Below are 15,087 nucleotides of genomic sequence, written 5' to 3' on the forward strand. Positions count from 1 at the left end.
ACAATAAGTAAGGTTAGGGGAGGCCTAATGATTCATATTCGCATCGTATCATCGACGGACGAGCCGATTTATGCGCAGATTGCGAGGCAGATCCGAACGGGGATATTCAATGGGGACTTGCCGCCGGGAACCCCGCTGCCTTCGATACGTCGATTGGCGAAGGATTTGCAGATTAGCGCCATCACGACGAAGCGCGCATACGAGGAGCTGGAGCGGGAAGGGTTCATTGACAGCATGGTAGGGCGAGGATCGTTCGTATCCGGCGAGAATCCGGAGCTGGTACGGGAGCAGCGGCTTCATCAGATGGAGATGAAGCTGGAGGAGTCCGTAAAGGAAGCCAAGGCGCTGAACGTATCCTGTGCCGACCTGATGGAACATATCCGCTTGCTGTATGAGGAGGAAGAGGAATGAACGCAATTGAAGTTCAGGGGATAACGAAGCATTATACGACCCGACGCATGGACAATATCAGCTTCACGGTGGAGCAAGGGTATATTACCGGGCTAATCGGGCCCAATGGAGCCGGCAAGTCGACGCTGCTCCGCATGCTCCTTCACATCGTCAAGCCTCAGCAGGGCGCCGTTAAGCTGCTTGGCATGGAGATGCCGCATCGGGAGCGGGACATTAAGCGCCAGGTCGGCTATATTTCGGATGAGAGCCATTTCTACCATCAGCTCCGCATGGATGAGATAAAGCGTATCGTCGCTCCGTTCTATCCAAATTGGGATGAGGGGCTGTACAAGCGGTTGATGGATCGCTTCGGCCTGTCCGGCAAGCAAAAGGTAGGTCAAGTCTCCAAAGGAATGAAGATGAAGTTCGCGATCGTCATGGCGTTGTCCCATCATCCGAGGCTTCTGCTGATGGATGAGCCTACGGCGGGTCTTGATCCGGTATTCCGGAGGGAGCTGCTTGAGCTATTGCTGGAGTGGATGGAGCAGGGGGACCGGACGATTCTGTATTCGACCCATGTGACGACAGATCTGGATCGGGCGGCAGATTATGTGCTTTTTCTTCATGAAGGGCAGGTGCTGTTCCATCGGGAGAAGGACCAGTTGTTCGATACGTACGCGATCGTGAAGGGCGATTCGCGGTTGTTGGACGATGATGTCCGCCGGATGTTCATTGGCATCCGGGAGACTGAGGTTGGCTTCGAGGGCCTTGTGCGGGAACGGGCGGAGGCAATGGAAGCTTTCGGTAAGGAAGCGTCCTTCGAGCGTCCTTCGCTGGAGGATATTATGTTTTATTCGACACGCACTCAGTCAGGAGGGATATTCTCATGATGCTGCTTATTCGGAAGGAACTGGTCGTTAGCGTGCGCTCTCTGCCTATTTTGCTGATCTTCATCGCTGTTTTTTCTCTCTCTACTTATCCGGTGGTTCACAATCTGTTGTTCGCCGGCATGCTGGGGAGCGCCATGTCTTTTATAAACAACCTGTCAGTAGACAAAAGGAATGAGGGATTCCGCTTTGTTTACAGCTTGCCTGTCCATCGTACCGAGATAGTCAAAGCCAAGTATGTTACCGGACTGCTGTATGCCGGGGCGGGTCTCGTGATTGGAATTATGCTGACCGCTGGATTGAAGCTTGCGGGCGGTTCGTATGATCTTCAACCGGCCAGTGTCGCGTGGACGCTCGCGTTGATTATCATGCTCCTGAGCGTCAACATTCCGGTCTATCTGCTGCTGGGGGACAAGGAGGGCATGGTAGCCATGGTTCTCATGATGGTCGTTCTGTTCGGATCTTCCGGAATTCTGAGCCACCTGGCGAAAGACCTGAGTATGGGAGACGGGATGTCATTGGGCGTACTTTCCGCGCTGAGCATGGGGATATCGCTTCTCCTGTATGGCGTGTCTTATGCGATTTCGGCGATCGGGTTCGCGAAGAAGGATTTGTAGCCGAAGGAGAAGGCCTGGCTCCTGTCCCAGAGCCATAAGTAATTGTTCTATCCAGGCGCCAGGCCTCCCTAGTAATCGCAGTGTTACAGCATCCTCCGGAGTATTGCAGTCCAGGAGGAGGACGCTACGATTTCTTCTTCCGCAGACGGCGGAAGAAATCGGTCAGCATCGCAGCGCATTCCTCCTGCAGCACGCCTTCGATAATGTCGACCCGATGATTGAAGCGGGGCTCCTGCAGCAGGTTCATGAGCGTTCCGGCACAGCCGGCCTTCGGATCGGCCGTCCCGTAGACGACACGCGGCAAGCGGGATTGAACGAGCGCCCCCGCGCACATCGGACACGGCTCCAGCGTGACGTATAAGGTGCAATCCAGCAGCCGCCACGCTCCGAGGGCGCTGCTTGCCTCCCGGATGGCGATCATCTCCGCATGAGCGGTTGAATCGAGCGTCGTCTCACGCAGATTATGGCCGCGGCCGATAATCTGCCCGTCCCGAACGACGACGGCGCCAATCGGCACCTCTCCGATATCCTCTGCCTTCTTCGCTTCCTCCATGGCTGCACGCATCCATTGTTCATGTACCATCATGTCTTCCATTGTTGATTCCCCCGTTATTCCTCGAACAGACATTCGGATTGTTAACACACTGTGCATAAATCTGTGGATAAACAAATTTGCGCACATAATTATCCACATTTTATCCATAGATGTTCACATTTTGTGTATAACTATGTTTGCAATCATTCTGTACCTGTCCACTGATGCATTCAATTATACTCTTTATTCTTCGTTATCTCCAAAAAACATGGACAAAATGCTATAGATTAAGATATGATTCGAATGTAAAGATCCAGTGAAATACTACATTTGTCAGGAAAAGTCGTCCCAGTTATCCACAGCTTGGGATAGACACCTGATAGAGGTGAAGCATGAAACTTTCAATCAAAGCTAAATTATCCATATCGATATCTTGTATTGTGCTCGTCGTGCTCTTACTTCATATGACCCTCACCTATACTATCACCAAGGATAAACTGATCGAGGAAATGCAGCAGCGCATGAATGTGATTGCGCAGCAGATTAATATCTCCTACAAGCAATCTCTGCAGACCTCCCAAGCATTTGAGATCCAAGTGGCTGAGAAATTATATATTGCTTCCATTTATGCGGCGGACAAGCTTCCTCCCAAGTTGGAAGAGGTGACGGATGAACAGCTCGAGAAGCTGTCCAAGGAATTGGGAATCGCCCATATTTCTTTGCTTCACCGTTCCCCCGACGGGGAGGATATTATTATCGAGAAGTCGTCCGACCTCAAGGAGATCGGCCTGTCCACCCGCACTTGGGGATACTGGTACAAAGCCTTTGAACAGATGTTGAACGGGGAGCCGGTCACGGTGCAGGAAGGCCAGACGATGAACCATTTCTGGTCCGGTCCGTTCGATGTCTCGACGTCCAATCCGGAATTCATGGACAAGTGGGGGTATTACTACGACGGCAAGCGGGATTATATTATTAATCCTTATATACGCGACGGGAATGTAGATGTATATTCAGAGCTGAACAAGCCGGATCTGCTCATCCATCAGACAATTCGCACCCAGGCGAATGTGGTGGAGATCAGCGCGTTGAATCCGCGGGCGATGGAACAGATTCCGAAGATTACGCTGCGCAGCGACGGCGTCCAATATATTCGGCAGCAGGACAGCCGGGTGCTGTACGGGATTTATAATATCCGCGACAACCGTGACATCGGCTATGTCCGGGAAGCGCTGGCCGAGAACAAGCCGTTATTCTATGAGGCCATTTATCAAAAGCGCCCTATTATTAAGGGCTTTGTTCCGATTCAGGGAATGCAGAGTCAGGAGCCTTACGTATTGAGCGTAGTTATGGATTTTGAATCGCTGAATGCGGCGCTGCACGATCAATTGATGCGGAATATCGCGATCGGAGTCCTGCTGCTGGAAGCGGTCCTGATATGCAGCTATCTGTTCGCAGGCATGATTATTAAGCCGATCAAGTCGATATTGAACAAGGTCAATATGATATCCGCTGGCCAGTTCGACACCCAGTTGAACATCGAGCGACAGGATGAGCTTGGGCTGCTGGCCAATCGCATTAATATGATGGCCCGCAATCTTCAGCTCTCTACCGGCCGGTTAACCGCGCTCTATGAAGAGAACCGGGAGATGAAGGAGCATCTGGAATCGTTCATCAACCAGTCGAATGATGCGATCCATGTGACCGATCTGCAGGGCCAGGTAAAGCGGGTGAACCAGGCCTTCGTCGATATGTTCGGATGGACGGAGGAGGAAGTGGTAGGCCAGCCGCTGCCCACACTGCCTGAATCGGCCATGGAGGAGGAGCGGAGATCGGAAGCGGCGCTTGTCGACGGCCAATCCGTCAGCAATCGGGAGACGACGCGGCTGACGAAGGATGGACGGCTGCTCGACGTCAGCGTGAGCACTTCGCCGATCTATGACGAGAACGGGCAGCGCATCGCCTGGGCGAGCATTACCCGGGATATGACGAGCCGCAAGCGGATGGAGGAACTGCTCCGGAGGTCGGAGAAGCTGACGACTGTCGGCCAACTGGCTGCCGGCGTCGCCCATGAAATTCGCAATCCGTTGACGACGCTTCGCGGATTTCTGCAATTGCAGCAGCAGACGAAGCGTGTCAATACGAGCCATGTCGAGCTAATGCTGTCCGAGATGGAGCGGATCAACCTGATCGTCAGCGAATTCCTCATTCTGGCGAAGCCGCAGGCGGTGCGGTTCCAGCCGAAGGATGTGCGTCTCATTATGAACAGCGTGCTCTCCTTATTGGACAGTCAGGCCAATCTGCACAACATTGAATTCGTCAAGCGATTCGATGAGGATGTGCCTCTGGTGGACTGCGAGGAGAATCAGCTGAAGCAAGTCTTTATCAATATTATGAAAAATGCGATGGAAGCGATGCCTTGCGGCGGCGAGATCGAGTTGATCGTGGAGGCGCGCGGGACTGCGAGCGTCATTGTCATCATCAAGGATTATGGGATTGGCATCCCGGCGGAAGATCTGTCCCGATTAGGGGATCCGTTCTTCACCAACAAGGAGAAGGGAACCGGGTTGGGGCTGATGGTGAGCCAGCAGATTATTCACAGACATCGGGGCAATATGGATATTACGAGTGAATTGAATCGGGGAACGCAGGTTATGGTGACGCTGCCGGCAGTGGACCCGTCTCATCCGGCAGGGGCCGACAGGCTGCCTGTCCCGGCCGGGGAGAATATGCCGACCTAGAGATTAGAGATACAAAGAGGGTGCTGCGGCAGGAAGCGTGAAGCTTCCGGCTACAGCACCCTCTTCTGTTCCCGTTCTGGCGCTTTTTTATGGAGCATTCGCCCCGTTATCCGGTTCCGATGACGGATCCGATGGCGCGTCCTTGTCTACGAATCTGCGGAGGATCGAGACTTCGACCCGGCGATTCTGCGCCTGCCCTTCGACCGTACTATTATCGGCGACTGGGTGATATTCCCCCATGCCGACGGCCTGGAAGTGCTTCGGATCGATACCGGAACGCTCAAGCACGACCTTCATGAAGCTGAGCGCCCGAGCCGAGCTCAGATCCCAGTTCGATTCGAAGTTGCTGTTGCGAATCGGGCGGTTGTCGGTATGCCCGCTGATGACAATATCATTGTCCTTGTACTGCTTCAGCATATCCCCGATCGTGATAGCCAACTGCTTGGCGTCAGACTTGAGGGTCGCTTTCCCGGAGTCGAACAGCGCGCTGTCTTTAATCGTTATTTTCAGCTCTGAATGATTGAGCTCGGTGCTCAGTTGGTTGGATAAGCCGCCATTGGCAATATATTCGTTCATCTTGTCCCGCAGCGTCTCCAGCTCCGCCTGCTCTTGCTTGGCCTTCACCATATATTCATTGCGCTCCCGGTTGCGAGCGGCCGCGCTCGGGTCCACATTCTTGGCATTGTTCGGCGGAATGATGGCTTGCTGATCCAGAATCCCTGCGCCGCCTCCGCTATCGAGGGCAATGTTGAAGGCTTGGCTCATCTCTTGGAATTTCTTCGCATCCACCGTGCTCATCCCATACAAGACAATGAACAGGGCCAGCAGCAGAGTCAAAATATCGGCATACGGGATCAGCCAAGATTCATCGACATGTTCATCGTGAGACTGGCGGCGCTTCTTGCTCATTCTCCAGCCTCTCCCTTCGCATTCAGTTGTGCACGCTCGCTTGGCGTCAGGAAGACGGACAGCTTCTGGTTGATGGCAATCGTCGATACGCCGGATTGAATGGACAGCAGGCCTTCCACCATCATCAAGCGAATCTGAATTTCACTGTACGACAGCCGTTTCAATTTGTTGGCAATCGGGTGCCAGAGCACATAACCGGAGAAAATCCCCATCAGCGTCGCGACGAAGGCCGCTGCGATCGCGTGGGCCAACTGCTCCATATCGGCCATCTGCCCCAGCGCCGCGATCAAGCCGATAACGGCTCCCAATACCCCGAGCGTCGGCGCGTAGGTTCCTGCCTGGGAAAAGATAAGCGCGCCCGCACGGTGGCGTTCTTCGGTCGAATGAATATCCTCCATTAATACATCGCGCACGAAGTCCTGGTCGTTCCCGTCGATGATCATTCGCATTCCGTTGCGAAGGAAATCATCCTGAATGTCGTCAATCTTCGATTCGAGCGCCAGCAAGCCTTCGCGGCGGGTAATGCTGGCCCATTCCATGAACAACTGAATCAGTTGTACCCGATCAACCAGCGCCTGAGGCTTGAATATCATACCCAACAGCTTGGGGAATTTCTTCAATTCCTTCATCGGGAAGGCGATAAACAGCGAGGCTGCCGTACCGACAAAAATAATCATGATGGCAGCAGGGTTGGCCAAATTCGAAAGCGGCGCGCCTTTAAAGTACATCCCCACCGTAATCGCAACGACGCCGAGGATAAGACCGATCAAAGTTGATTTTTCCATGATTCCATACACACCTCATCCATGAGTTAATGGTGCTTCCTGCGTCCCGCATTCGACAGCGTTCAACGGAATGCGTGAAAGTTTTGATACGTTACCTTTTTTATCGGCAGAACCGGACCTTTTTTTAATGGCAGCGAAAAGGCAAGGCAGGCGGGAGGCAGGGCAAAAGGGGCATCCATCCCGTCTTTCCGAAGGCCTCAAAGCCCGTCACGGCCGGGGGTGAAGCCCTTACAAATTCCTTCCGGAACGAGCCGGCAAAAGACCTGTTCTTTTGCCACGGAACAAGATATAGTGAGAAGAAAGAGACGGGAGTGTTAGCCGCCGGAAGCTGTCCTGCGCGGTATGCCTGCGGAATGGAGAGAAATTGCCTGTCTTGAATATGAAAGCGATTGCATCTCATCGCATGATTCGGCATCCAGAGGGAACACTTGATGATTATGATGACGGGACCGCTGCCGCCGAGCCCGGCAACGTCCGCGAACGGCCGGATGATTGGCGGAACGGTGCAGCTATGGAGGAGGAATTCAGAGATGGATATGTTGTAGCGAGCCGGAATCTTGAGGAATAGAAGGATGATTTTTTCAGGAGGGATTATGATGTCGAAAAGAAGCATATGGTCGTTCTCAACCGCGGCGCTTGTGCTGATCCCGGTCGCGGTCGGCATTAACTACATCGGCAAATTGTTCGCCGGCGTGCTCAAGCTGCCGCTATGGCTCGATGCGATCGGGACCGTCCTGGCCAGCATGCTGGCGGGTCCGGTAATCGGCGGGATGTCCGGACTCATTAACAATATCATTTACGGACTCACGATGGATCCGATCTCGTTCGTCTACGCTTTGACAAGCGTCTTTATCGGCCTGGTCGCCGGGATTATGGCGCACAAGGGCTGGATCTCGAGCTGGGGCAAGGCGGCTGTCATTGGTCTAGCCGTAGGATTGACGGCAGTGGTCATCTCCACCCCGCTTAATGTGGCGTTCTGGGGCGGCCAGACGGGCAATGTCTGGGGCGATATCGTATTCGGTTATGTGCTGCAAGGGACCCAATCGGTCTGGCTCGCTTCCTTCCTGGATGAGCTGGTCGTCGATCTGCCGGATAAGCTCATTACCGTTCTTGTCGCTTACGGGATATACCGCGTGCTGCCCAACAGTCTAATGAATATGTACAAGAATAGCGGAGATATCGAGAAGCTGTAACCGTCCGCAAGCGGTTGGCAAAGGTGGGATATGCATGAAATCTATGAGCTTGTACGTAGAAAAAGACTCGGCCATCCATCGCGTCGACCCGATAACGAAGCTGGCCTATATCGCGACGGCCATCGCGATTCCCATCATTGTACCCTCCCTCCATGCCGCCTGGGTCTGCATGCTGATCAGCTTCGGGCTGCTTGCTGCAGGGGGAGTGCTCCGGCGGGGGCTGGCGGTCATGGGCTTCGTCGGCTTCGTGCTGGTAACGGTGGTCATTATCCAGGGGTTTTTCCATGTCGGCAATGAGACGGTACTGTTCACGGCCGGGACATGGCCGTTCTATAAGGAAGGCTTGCTGTTCGCCCTCGGCATCAGCTTCCGTGCCTTGAACATCGTCGGAGCCTTCCTCATCCTCGTCCTGACGACGAAGCCGTCCGATCTGGTGGAAGCCCTCGTCCGCAAAGGCTTGTCGCCCCGCATCGGCTATGTGCTGAACTCCGTGTTCCAGATCATTCCGCAGATGATGGCGACCGTCGGCACGATTACCGACGCACAGCGTTCGCGGGGCGTAGAGACGGAAGGAAGATTGATGACGCGCATCAAGGCGTTCCTTCCGTTTATTGGCCCGGTTGTGCTCAGTTCGCTGCTGGATACGAAGGAGCGCACGCTGGCGCTGCAGGCGAGAGGCTTCAATGTGCCCGGGCGCAAAACATTTCTGAATGAAGAGAAGCGGTACCGGCATAGCGGCATTCTGCGGCTGGCGATGCTTGTCATCGTCACTGCCGCTCTTCTATGGAGGATCTTCACATGAACCTGATTGAAGTGGATCATCTCAAGTACCGCTATCCGTCCACGGAGAAGCTGGCCTTGAATGATATCTCGCTGGCGGTGAAGGCCGGGGAATTCATTGGGATTATCGGGGCCAATGGAGCGGGCAAGACGACCTTCTGCCAAGCGCTCACGGGCCTGGTGCCGCATTTCTATAAGGGGGCATACGGAGGCAGCGTATCTATCGCAGGCTCCGATGTCGCGGAGAGCGGCGTGGATGAGATGATACGCCATGTCGGCATCGTATTTCAGAATCCGTTCACGCAGGTGACGGGAGCGAAGCTGACGGTGTACGAGGAGGTCGCCTTCGGCCTGGAGCAGTTGGGCGTGAAGCGGGACGAGATGATCGGGCGCATCGATCATGCGCTTCATCTGCTCGGTATGTACGAGTGCAAGGATCGGCAGCCGTTCGACCTGTCCGGGGGCCAGATGCAGCGGATGGCCATCGCCTGCGTCATTGCGATGCGGCCTCAGGTCATCGTGCTGGATGAGCCGACCTCGCAGCTCGACCCGCAGGGCTCGGAGGAAGTGTTCCAGGCCATCCAGAGCTTGAGCCGGGAGGGAATGACGGTCATACTGGCGGAGCATAAGATGGAGAAGCTCGCCGCGTACGCGGACCGGATCGCACTTCTGCACGAAGGGAGCCTAATCGGCATGGATACGCCGTCCCGCCTGTTCTCCAGAGCCGATCTGACGGATTATGGGGTCAAGCCCCCTGTCTATACACAGGTATGCCGCGAGCTCGGGCTGCGCTCCCCGGGCAAAGATACGTATCCGGTGACTCTGGAAGAGGCGGCTGAGGCTTATGCGGCGGTGTACGGGGGGAAGAGCGGCGGCGTCCATGCGGCAGGCGCGGAAGAGGGGGAGCGGGATGAGTGAGTTGATTCGCATCTGGAAGGTGCATTTCGAATATGCCCCAGGGATGCCCGTGCTGCATGATGTCACGCTGGACTTCGATACGCGGGCGACGGCGGTCATCGGGCAGAACGGCGCCGGCAAGACGACGCTGGTCAAGCTGCTCAAAGGGCTGCTGAAGCCGATGGCCGGCGAAATAACGGTGTGCGGGATACGGACGGAGGAAGCGACGGTCGCCGGATTGGCAGGCCGAATCGGGCTTGTCTTCCAGAATCCGAACGATCAGATATGCAAGCGTACCGTCCTGGATGAGGTCATGTTCGGGCCGCTCAACCTGAAGCGGAGCCCGGCCGTGGCGAGGGAATGGGCCATGGCGGCGCTGGACATGGTCGGGCTGACCGCGCACGGGCAGATGAACCCCCACGATCTCGGCTTGTCCGAGAAAAAGCTGGTGAGCATCGCCTCGATTGTCGCCATGGATACGGATATTCTTATTCTGGACGAGCCGACCATCGCGCAGGACGATGCGGGCAAGCGCCGGATTGGCGGCATCATCGAGCAATTGAAGCGGCAGGGCAAGCTCGTGCTGGCGATATTGCATGATATGGACTTCGCCGCGGTTCATTTCGAACGGACCATTGTCATGAACCGGGGCCGGGTGCTGATGGACGACGAGACGCGTCATGTGTTCTCCCGACAGGAGATTCTTCGCGAAGCCTGTCTCGATACGCCGTATGCGACGCAGCTCGGGAAGCGGTGGGGGCTTCCCGATATGGTCTTAACGGCAGAGGAGCTTATCGCAGCCATGTCCGCTAAGCGGTGATTTCGATGTCGGATTGGATGCATTTGAAGGGAAGAGACCTGTGCATGCCCGGATGGATGCTCAGGTCTTTGGGCTGCTTCCGGGTTCGAGAAAGCTGGCTTACCTATGCTACAATACGAGGTAAACAGACAAGCGTGGGCAGAAAGGGGCAGCATGAATATGGGCGTTGCTTACGGAAGACCGTATAAAGATATTTTGGAGGATCTGGTTGCGGCTATTGCATTAATCCCGGACGGTTATCAGTTCTTCGACATGGGGCAGGAGGAATGGGAAGCGCTGGGGGAGCAGGAGCGGTACGAAGTGCTGGAGGCGCTCGCGGATGATGTGTTTTACGGGCTCGGCCAGGAGCGGCTGCTGTTCATCGGCAGCGGAAGCGTGCAGTATGACCCCGAATTCCATCTAATCGAGGTCGTCGTCGACAGTGCGACGGTAGCCCGTATCGCCTTGACCTGATTCGTCCCGCACTCGAATGAGCGCGGGACGCGGTTATGGGTGATAGACCATGCAGTAGAATTCGCCAGGCCCGGTCGGCGTCTGCCGCATGTACGTATCGGTGATGCGGAATCCGGCGCGCCGGTACGTGCGGATGGCGCGTTCATTCCAAGTTAGCACTTCCAGATCGATCATATCGACGGGATGGCGCCGCCGGGCTTCTTCGACGATCGCCTGGACGAAGGGCACGCCATATCCTTGCCCAAGTCGATCGGGGCGCATCCCTAGGCCGAGACGGGTCACGCCGAGCAGAGGGAAGAACTGCGCGAACCCGAACAGTTCCCCATCGGCATCCGTAACCGATACATATTGCTCGCTTCGGATGCGGGCATCGCCGAACTCGACTTCGAGGGCCTTCATTTGCTCCCACGGGAGGAATCCATACAGTTGATAAGGCGGCTCATATGTCCATGAGCAGATATGGGCACCGTCCTCCTCGGTCATCGCGCGAACCCGGAAGGGCAGCCGCGGCGAGCGGGACGAAGAATGGCGGTAAGAAGCCGGCAAGGCAATCACTTCCTCAACAGGAGATACCGAACGATGCGGTGTCGGTTCCAGATTGTGCATTCTGTTGCTTGATTTTTCTTAGTTGCTATTTTCGCATGTTTGCATCGGCTTGACAATGAGGGATGTAGATCCAATGGTCAGTTAGCTGGCCGGCGGCCGGCAAGCGGGGCTGAAGGGGGAAATTGCGCCGCGCAAGCGATAACCGGCGGTCCGGTCTCTGTGATACACTATGCATAAGCAGTACACGACTAAGGAGGCGCTATATGAGTGGACCAATTCTCGTATCCAAGCAATGGCTGTTAGCCCGCATGTATGAGCCCGATCTCGTGATCGTCGATTGCCGCTTTGACCTCGGCCGGCCTGAGGCCGGGAGAGAAGACTATACTTCCTCCCATATCCCGGGCGCCATCTATCTTGATCTGAACACGGACCTGTCGGCATCGGTCGAAGCCCATGGCGGCCGCCATCCGCTGCCTGATCCGGACGTGCTGGCGGAACGGCTCGGCCGGGCCGGCATCAGTAACGGCAGCCGGGTCGTTGCTTATGATGATCAGGGCGGGATGTATGCCTCGCGGCTGTGGTGGATGCTGCGCTGGCTCGGTCATGACGCCGTCCATGTGATGGAGGAGGGCTTCACGGCGTGGAAGGACGCCGGCTACCCGGTTACCGACGCGCACCAGGTTATCGTGCCGGCATCCTTCGTCCCGGAGGTTCGCACAGAGATGCTGGCGCGCATGGAGGAGGTCCGGGAGAAGCTGGACCGGCCGGATGTGCTGCTCGTCGATTCGCGCGACGCGGCACGCTATCGGGGCGAGACCGAGCCAATCGATGCGAAGGCAGGACATATTCCCGGGGCGATTAATCAATTCTGGAAGGATAATGTCGATGAGCGCGGCGCCTGGAAGCCGGAAGGGCAGCGCCGGGAGCAACTCGCTGCTATCGTGGATGCGCTGGAAGCCGGGCGCGAGGTCATCGTCTACTGCGGCTCCGGGGTCAGCGCCTGTCCGAATGTGCTGGCGCTGCATGAGCTCGGCTGCCCGCAAGTCCGCTTGTATGCAGGGAGCTGGAGCGATTGGATTAGCTATGAGGACAACCCGGTGGCGACGGGGGAAAAATAGAAATCCGCATATCCTCTAATTAAACACTAATCAAGCTTTATCAGCAGATTTTCGAGCTCATTCATTAAATCAGGTATCCACGCTTCTGAACCTGGGATCGTGTCGGTTCCTCCATATACGAGCCATTTCAGCGTTTTGACAAGCCAGCATATCCCGCCGATGTTAACTTGCCATTCAAGATGATCCAAGGTTAGATCATGCCGAACCTCGTTGCGAAATGCGGACAACATAGCTTCCCTAGGTACATTACTATAAGCCTGCGCCTCATCAATGAGACAATATAAGTCGCCCAGATGGGGGCTGATATAAGCAATTGACCAATCAATCGGCATTATCCGTGTCCCTTGAATCAACAGGTTCTTCGCATGATAATCATGATGAACGAGCGTAAGAGGCTGTGTGTGATAAAGCTTGTTAAGTTGGTACGAGAATGTATCCTGCAATCTAATAAGAGTAACATTACCAGATAGGCGAGGCGACCGAAGAAGATCGTTCGCAAGTGCAAGGAAATCCGCAGTCGATACTGTGTATAGACGAATAATCTCACTCGCGATATTCTTCTCTACATTATTTGTGGCTTTATCTCGGAACCTTGCTAATTCCCTTGCTGCTTCTAGAAAAAGCTCAGGACTGGGCTGCTGCTCCAAATTATGCTGACCTGCATCCTCCATAATCATAACGGCACTATTTTCCGATTCAAAATAGTCAAAAATGCGTGGAGCTGATATCTGCAGAGGTTTCACCAGCCGTCGGTAAATGGCTGCTTCCTGAGCCATTTCTTTACCGCCCCATTTCAGAATGCGAGTCTCACCTGATTTTAATGTGATTCGATGCACTTCCGATAGCGCCCATTTTCGTAAAAGCGACCATTCGGTTACTTCAGTTAACAAAGGAATTCTTGTGTAATAAGCAGACAGACGTTCTGAAATCATATGCTTCCTCCTGAATCATTGGGTTCATCTTACACAGGAGAATTTTACACGAGTATCCAGAAAAGTATAGACTTATAATAAACGGTTTGATATGATGTTGAATAGGGTCTCGAATTTTTTCGAGACCCATTTTTTTAGATATAAGTCAGAGCTAATTAGAACAGGCGAGAGGCTGCGTCAGGCGTAGTCTTTCGTCTTTTTTTCTTTTATAGCTGCTATTGCAAGCAATCGAAAATGCTGAATCTGTAACGGGAGATTCAAGCTGTTCGTCTTATAACAACCCGAGCTATTGACAGCTGTTCTACAGGGTTTTATAATCTTCAATGAAATTGATAATCATTATCGATCTTTAAGGGAGAGTCTCTTCTAATGAAAAAGTTATTCATACCGTTCGTCCTATTCCTTACGCTGCTTCTGAGCGCTTGCGGCAGCAACCCAACGAACAACGCCGACAAGGCGAGCAACCCGTCTGTAGAGCCTGCCTCGGCCGAGCCGGCAGATACGGCATCTTCATCGGGCGCGCCCGCCTCAGAAGCTGGCACGTTGACATACCAGTCCGAGAACGGCCCGATCGAGGTTCCGGCGAATCCGCAGCGCGTCGTGGTGCTTACCCGCTTCTTAACGGGCAACGTGATGGCGCTTGACGTGCCCGTGGTCGGGGTGGATGAGATGTCCAAGGACAACCCGAGGTTCGAAGAGCGGCTGCAAGACGTTGAGGCCGTGTCGGAAGAAAGTCTTGAGAAAATCATTGAGCTGGATCCGGATCTTATCATTGGGCCTTCAGACATTAAGAACCTCGATAAACTCAAGCAAATCGCCCCTACGGTCACTTATACGTATGGAAAAGTCGATTACTTGACGCAGCAACTGGAAATCGGGAAGTTGTTGAACAAGGAAAAGGAAGCGCAAGCTTGGGTTGACGATTTTAAAGCGAGAGCCAAAACAGCCGGGGAAGAAATCAAGGCGAAGATTGGCCCCGATGCCACGGTTTCGGTCATTGAGACCTTCTATAAGCAGCTCTATGTTTATGGCGAGAACTTTGGCCGCGGCACCGAAATTCTCTATACGGAATTTGGGCTTCCTATGCCCGAGAAGGTTAGGGAGGCAACGAGCAAGGACGGTTATTTTGCCTTATCGACGGAAGTGCTGAAGGATTATTTTGGCGATTACGTGATTTTTAGCAAAAATGCAGATGAGGACAACACATTCCAAAAAACCGAGGCATACAAGAACATTCCGGCAGTCAAAAACAATCGTGTATTCGAGGTCAACGCGAAGACGTTCTACTTTAACGATCCGCTGAGCTTGGATTATCAACTTGAGTTCTTCATTCACAGCTTTCTCGGCAAATAAACGACTGAGCGATAAAGACTTATCTTGCTAAGCTTACAAAAGATGGCTTCTGAATTCATCGGGAGTCATCTTCTTTATTTCCATGGAAAGCGTTCCGATTTGTATCTTATTGATAAAAGGAATGTTGGTTC

At 54.1% G+C, this 15,087-nt stretch carries 16 protein-coding genes; 11 read left to right on the forward strand and 5 right to left on the reverse strand.

Going from position 1 to position 15,087, the window contains the following annotated elements; translation table 11 throughout:
- Positions 1-27: 27 nt before the first annotated feature.
- From FLT43_RS17395 to FLT43_RS17405, 3 genes are read left to right on the forward strand one after another with little or no spacing between them, the layout of a single operon-like run.
- Complete coding sequence (locus FLT43_RS17395; RefSeq protein WP_208620081.1) at positions 28-411, forward strand: GntR family transcriptional regulator; 384 nt, start codon at positions 28-30, stop codon at positions 409-411.
- On the forward strand, positions 408-1,280 hold the full coding sequence (locus FLT43_RS17400) for an ABC transporter ATP-binding protein (RefSeq protein ID WP_087441042.1): 873 nt from the start codon (positions 408-410) through the stop codon (positions 1,278-1,280). Before FLT43_RS17395 ends, FLT43_RS17400 begins: the two co-directional genes overlap by 4 nt.
- Entirely contained in the window at positions 1,277-1,894 is a 618-nt protein-coding gene (locus tag FLT43_RS17405) for an ABC-2 transporter permease (protein ID WP_087441043.1), read from the forward strand. The genes FLT43_RS17400 and FLT43_RS17405 overlap by 4 nt, the downstream gene beginning before the upstream one ends.
- A gap of 124 nt (positions 1,895-2,018) precedes the next feature.
- Here the strand turns inward: FLT43_RS17405 and tadA are convergent, their stop codons facing one another.
- Positions 2,019-2,489 (reverse strand): tRNA adenosine(34) deaminase TadA, encoded by a 471-nt coding sequence (gene tadA / locus FLT43_RS17410; protein WP_087441044.1) that lies wholly within the window; start codon positions 2,487-2,489, stop codon positions 2,019-2,021.
- Between the two features lie 332 nt (positions 2,490-2,821).
- Here tadA and FLT43_RS17415 point away from each other — a divergent pair, with 332 nt between their 5' ends.
- Complete coding sequence (locus FLT43_RS17415; protein ID WP_087441045.1) at positions 2,822-5,170, forward strand: PAS domain S-box protein; 2,349 nt, start codon at positions 2,822-2,824, stop codon at positions 5,168-5,170.
- An 87-nt stretch (positions 5,171-5,257) separates the two neighbouring features.
- On the opposite strand, the gene FLT43_RS17420 is transcribed toward FLT43_RS17415, so the two are convergent.
- On the reverse strand, positions 5,258-6,079 hold the full coding sequence (locus FLT43_RS17420) for a flagellar motor protein MotB (RefSeq protein ID WP_087441046.1): 822 nt from the start codon (positions 6,077-6,079) through the stop codon (positions 5,258-5,260).
- Positions 6,076-6,864 carry a flagellar motor stator protein MotA gene (gene motA, locus FLT43_RS17425; RefSeq protein ID WP_087441047.1) on the reverse strand — a complete coding sequence of 263 codons (789 nt, stop codon included), beginning with the start codon at positions 6,862-6,864 and terminating at the stop codon, positions 6,076-6,078. The genes FLT43_RS17420 and motA overlap by 4 nt, the downstream gene beginning before the upstream one ends.
- Before the next feature lie 593 nt (positions 6,865-7,457).
- Between motA and FLT43_RS17430 the strand changes: the two genes are divergently transcribed.
- From FLT43_RS17430 to FLT43_RS17450, 5 genes are all read left to right on the forward strand, one after another.
- Positions 7,458-8,057 carry an ECF transporter S component gene (locus FLT43_RS17430; RefSeq protein ID WP_087441106.1) on the forward strand — a complete coding sequence of 200 codons (600 nt, stop codon included), beginning with the start codon at positions 7,458-7,460 and terminating at the stop codon, positions 8,055-8,057.
- Positions 8,058-8,091: 34 nt separating this feature from the next.
- Positions 8,092-8,859, forward strand: a complete 768-nt coding sequence (locus FLT43_RS17435) for an energy-coupling factor transporter transmembrane component T family protein (RefSeq protein WP_087441049.1) — start codon at positions 8,092-8,094, stop codon at positions 8,857-8,859.
- Positions 8,856-9,755 (forward strand): energy-coupling factor ABC transporter ATP-binding protein, encoded by a 900-nt coding sequence (locus FLT43_RS17440; RefSeq protein WP_087441050.1) that lies wholly within the window; start codon positions 8,856-8,858, stop codon positions 9,753-9,755. Before FLT43_RS17435 ends, FLT43_RS17440 begins: the two co-directional genes overlap by 4 nt.
- Entirely contained in the window at positions 9,748-10,554 is an 807-nt protein-coding gene (locus tag FLT43_RS17445; RefSeq protein ID WP_174818202.1) for an energy-coupling factor ABC transporter ATP-binding protein, read from the forward strand. The genes FLT43_RS17440 and FLT43_RS17445 overlap by 8 nt, the downstream gene beginning before the upstream one ends.
- A 153-nt stretch (positions 10,555-10,707) precedes the next feature.
- Complete coding sequence (locus FLT43_RS17450; protein WP_087441051.1) at positions 10,708-11,007, forward strand: hypothetical protein; 300 nt, start codon at positions 10,708-10,710, stop codon at positions 11,005-11,007.
- A 33-nt stretch (positions 11,008-11,040) separates the two neighbouring features.
- Here FLT43_RS17450 and FLT43_RS17455 read toward each other — a convergent pair whose 3' ends face one another.
- Positions 11,041-11,490: a GNAT family N-acetyltransferase gene (locus FLT43_RS17455; protein ID WP_087441108.1), complete on the reverse strand. Its 450-nt coding sequence runs from the start codon at positions 11,488-11,490 to the stop codon at positions 11,041-11,043.
- Positions 11,491-11,816: 326 nt separating this feature from the next.
- On the opposite strand from FLT43_RS17455, the gene FLT43_RS17460 reads away from it, so the two are divergent.
- Positions 11,817-12,671 carry a sulfurtransferase gene (locus tag FLT43_RS17460; RefSeq protein WP_087441052.1) on the forward strand — a complete coding sequence of 285 codons (855 nt, stop codon included), beginning with the start codon at positions 11,817-11,819 and terminating at the stop codon, positions 12,669-12,671.
- Between the two features lie 26 nt (positions 12,672-12,697).
- On the opposite strand, the gene FLT43_RS17465 is transcribed toward FLT43_RS17460, so the two are convergent.
- The gene (locus FLT43_RS17465) at positions 12,698-13,603 is read right to left on the reverse strand and encodes a phosphotransferase (protein ID WP_087441053.1); all 906 of its coding nucleotides are present in this window, start codon (positions 13,601-13,603) and stop codon (positions 12,698-12,700) included.
- A 369-nt stretch (positions 13,604-13,972) separates the two neighbouring features.
- Here FLT43_RS17465 and FLT43_RS17470 point away from each other — a divergent pair, with 369 nt between their 5' ends.
- Entirely contained in the window at positions 13,973-14,956 is a 984-nt protein-coding gene (locus tag FLT43_RS17470; RefSeq protein ID WP_087441054.1) for an iron-hydroxamate ABC transporter substrate-binding protein, read from the forward strand.
- Positions 14,957-15,087: the final 131 nt, after the last annotated feature.

Source organism: Paenibacillus thiaminolyticus, from assembly GCF_007066085.1.
GTDB classification, from domain to species: domain Bacteria; phylum Bacillota; class Bacilli; order Paenibacillales; family Paenibacillaceae; genus Paenibacillus_B; species Paenibacillus_B thiaminolyticus.

What these genes read in the sequence shown, in the direction of transcription:
- FLT43_RS17465 (WP_087441053.1), bottom strand. Translation starts at nt 13,603, where the DNA reads ATGATTTCAGAACGTCTGTCTGCTTATTACACAAGAATTCCTTTGTTA.
- FLT43_RS17440 (WP_087441050.1), top strand. Translation starts at nt 8,856, where the DNA reads ATGAACCTGATTGAAGTGGATCATCTCAAGTACCGCTATCCGTCCACG.
- FLT43_RS17400 (WP_087441042.1), top strand. Translation starts at nt 408, where the DNA reads ATGAACGCAATTGAAGTTCAGGGGATAACGAAGCATTATACGACCCGA.
- tadA (WP_087441044.1), bottom strand. Translation starts at nt 2,489, where the DNA reads ATGGAAGACATGATGGTACATGAACAATGGATGCGTGCAGCCATGGAG.
- FLT43_RS17420 (WP_087441046.1), bottom strand. Translation starts at nt 6,079, where the DNA reads ATGAGCAAGAAGCGCCGCCAGTCTCACGATGAACATGTCGATGAATCT.
- FLT43_RS17435 (WP_087441049.1), top strand. Translation starts at nt 8,092, where the DNA reads ATGAAATCTATGAGCTTGTACGTAGAAAAAGACTCGGCCATCCATCGC.
- FLT43_RS17445 (WP_174818202.1), top strand. Translation starts at nt 9,748, where the DNA reads ATGAGTGAGTTGATTCGCATCTGGAAGGTGCATTTCGAATATGCCCCA.
- FLT43_RS17415 (WP_087441045.1), top strand. Translation starts at nt 2,822, where the DNA reads ATGAAACTTTCAATCAAAGCTAAATTATCCATATCGATATCTTGTATT.
- FLT43_RS17450 (WP_087441051.1), top strand. Translation starts at nt 10,708, where the DNA reads ATGAATATGGGCGTTGCTTACGGAAGACCGTATAAAGATATTTTGGAG.
- motA (WP_087441047.1), bottom strand. Translation starts at nt 6,864, where the DNA reads ATGGAAAAATCAACTTTGATCGGTCTTATCCTCGGCGTCGTTGCGATT.
- FLT43_RS17455 (WP_087441108.1), bottom strand. Translation starts at nt 11,490, where the DNA reads ATGACCGAGGAGGACGGTGCCCATATCTGCTCATGGACATATGAGCCG.
- FLT43_RS17405 (WP_087441043.1), top strand. Translation starts at nt 1,277, where the DNA reads ATGATGCTGCTTATTCGGAAGGAACTGGTCGTTAGCGTGCGCTCTCTG.
- FLT43_RS17430 (WP_087441106.1), top strand. Translation starts at nt 7,458, where the DNA reads ATGATGTCGAAAAGAAGCATATGGTCGTTCTCAACCGCGGCGCTTGTG.
- FLT43_RS17470 (WP_087441054.1), top strand. Translation starts at nt 13,973, where the DNA reads ATGAAAAAGTTATTCATACCGTTCGTCCTATTCCTTACGCTGCTTCTG.
- FLT43_RS17395 (WP_208620081.1), top strand. Translation starts at nt 28, where the DNA reads ATGATTCATATTCGCATCGTATCATCGACGGACGAGCCGATTTATGCG.
- FLT43_RS17460 (WP_087441052.1), top strand. Translation starts at nt 11,817, where the DNA reads ATGAGTGGACCAATTCTCGTATCCAAGCAATGGCTGTTAGCCCGCATG.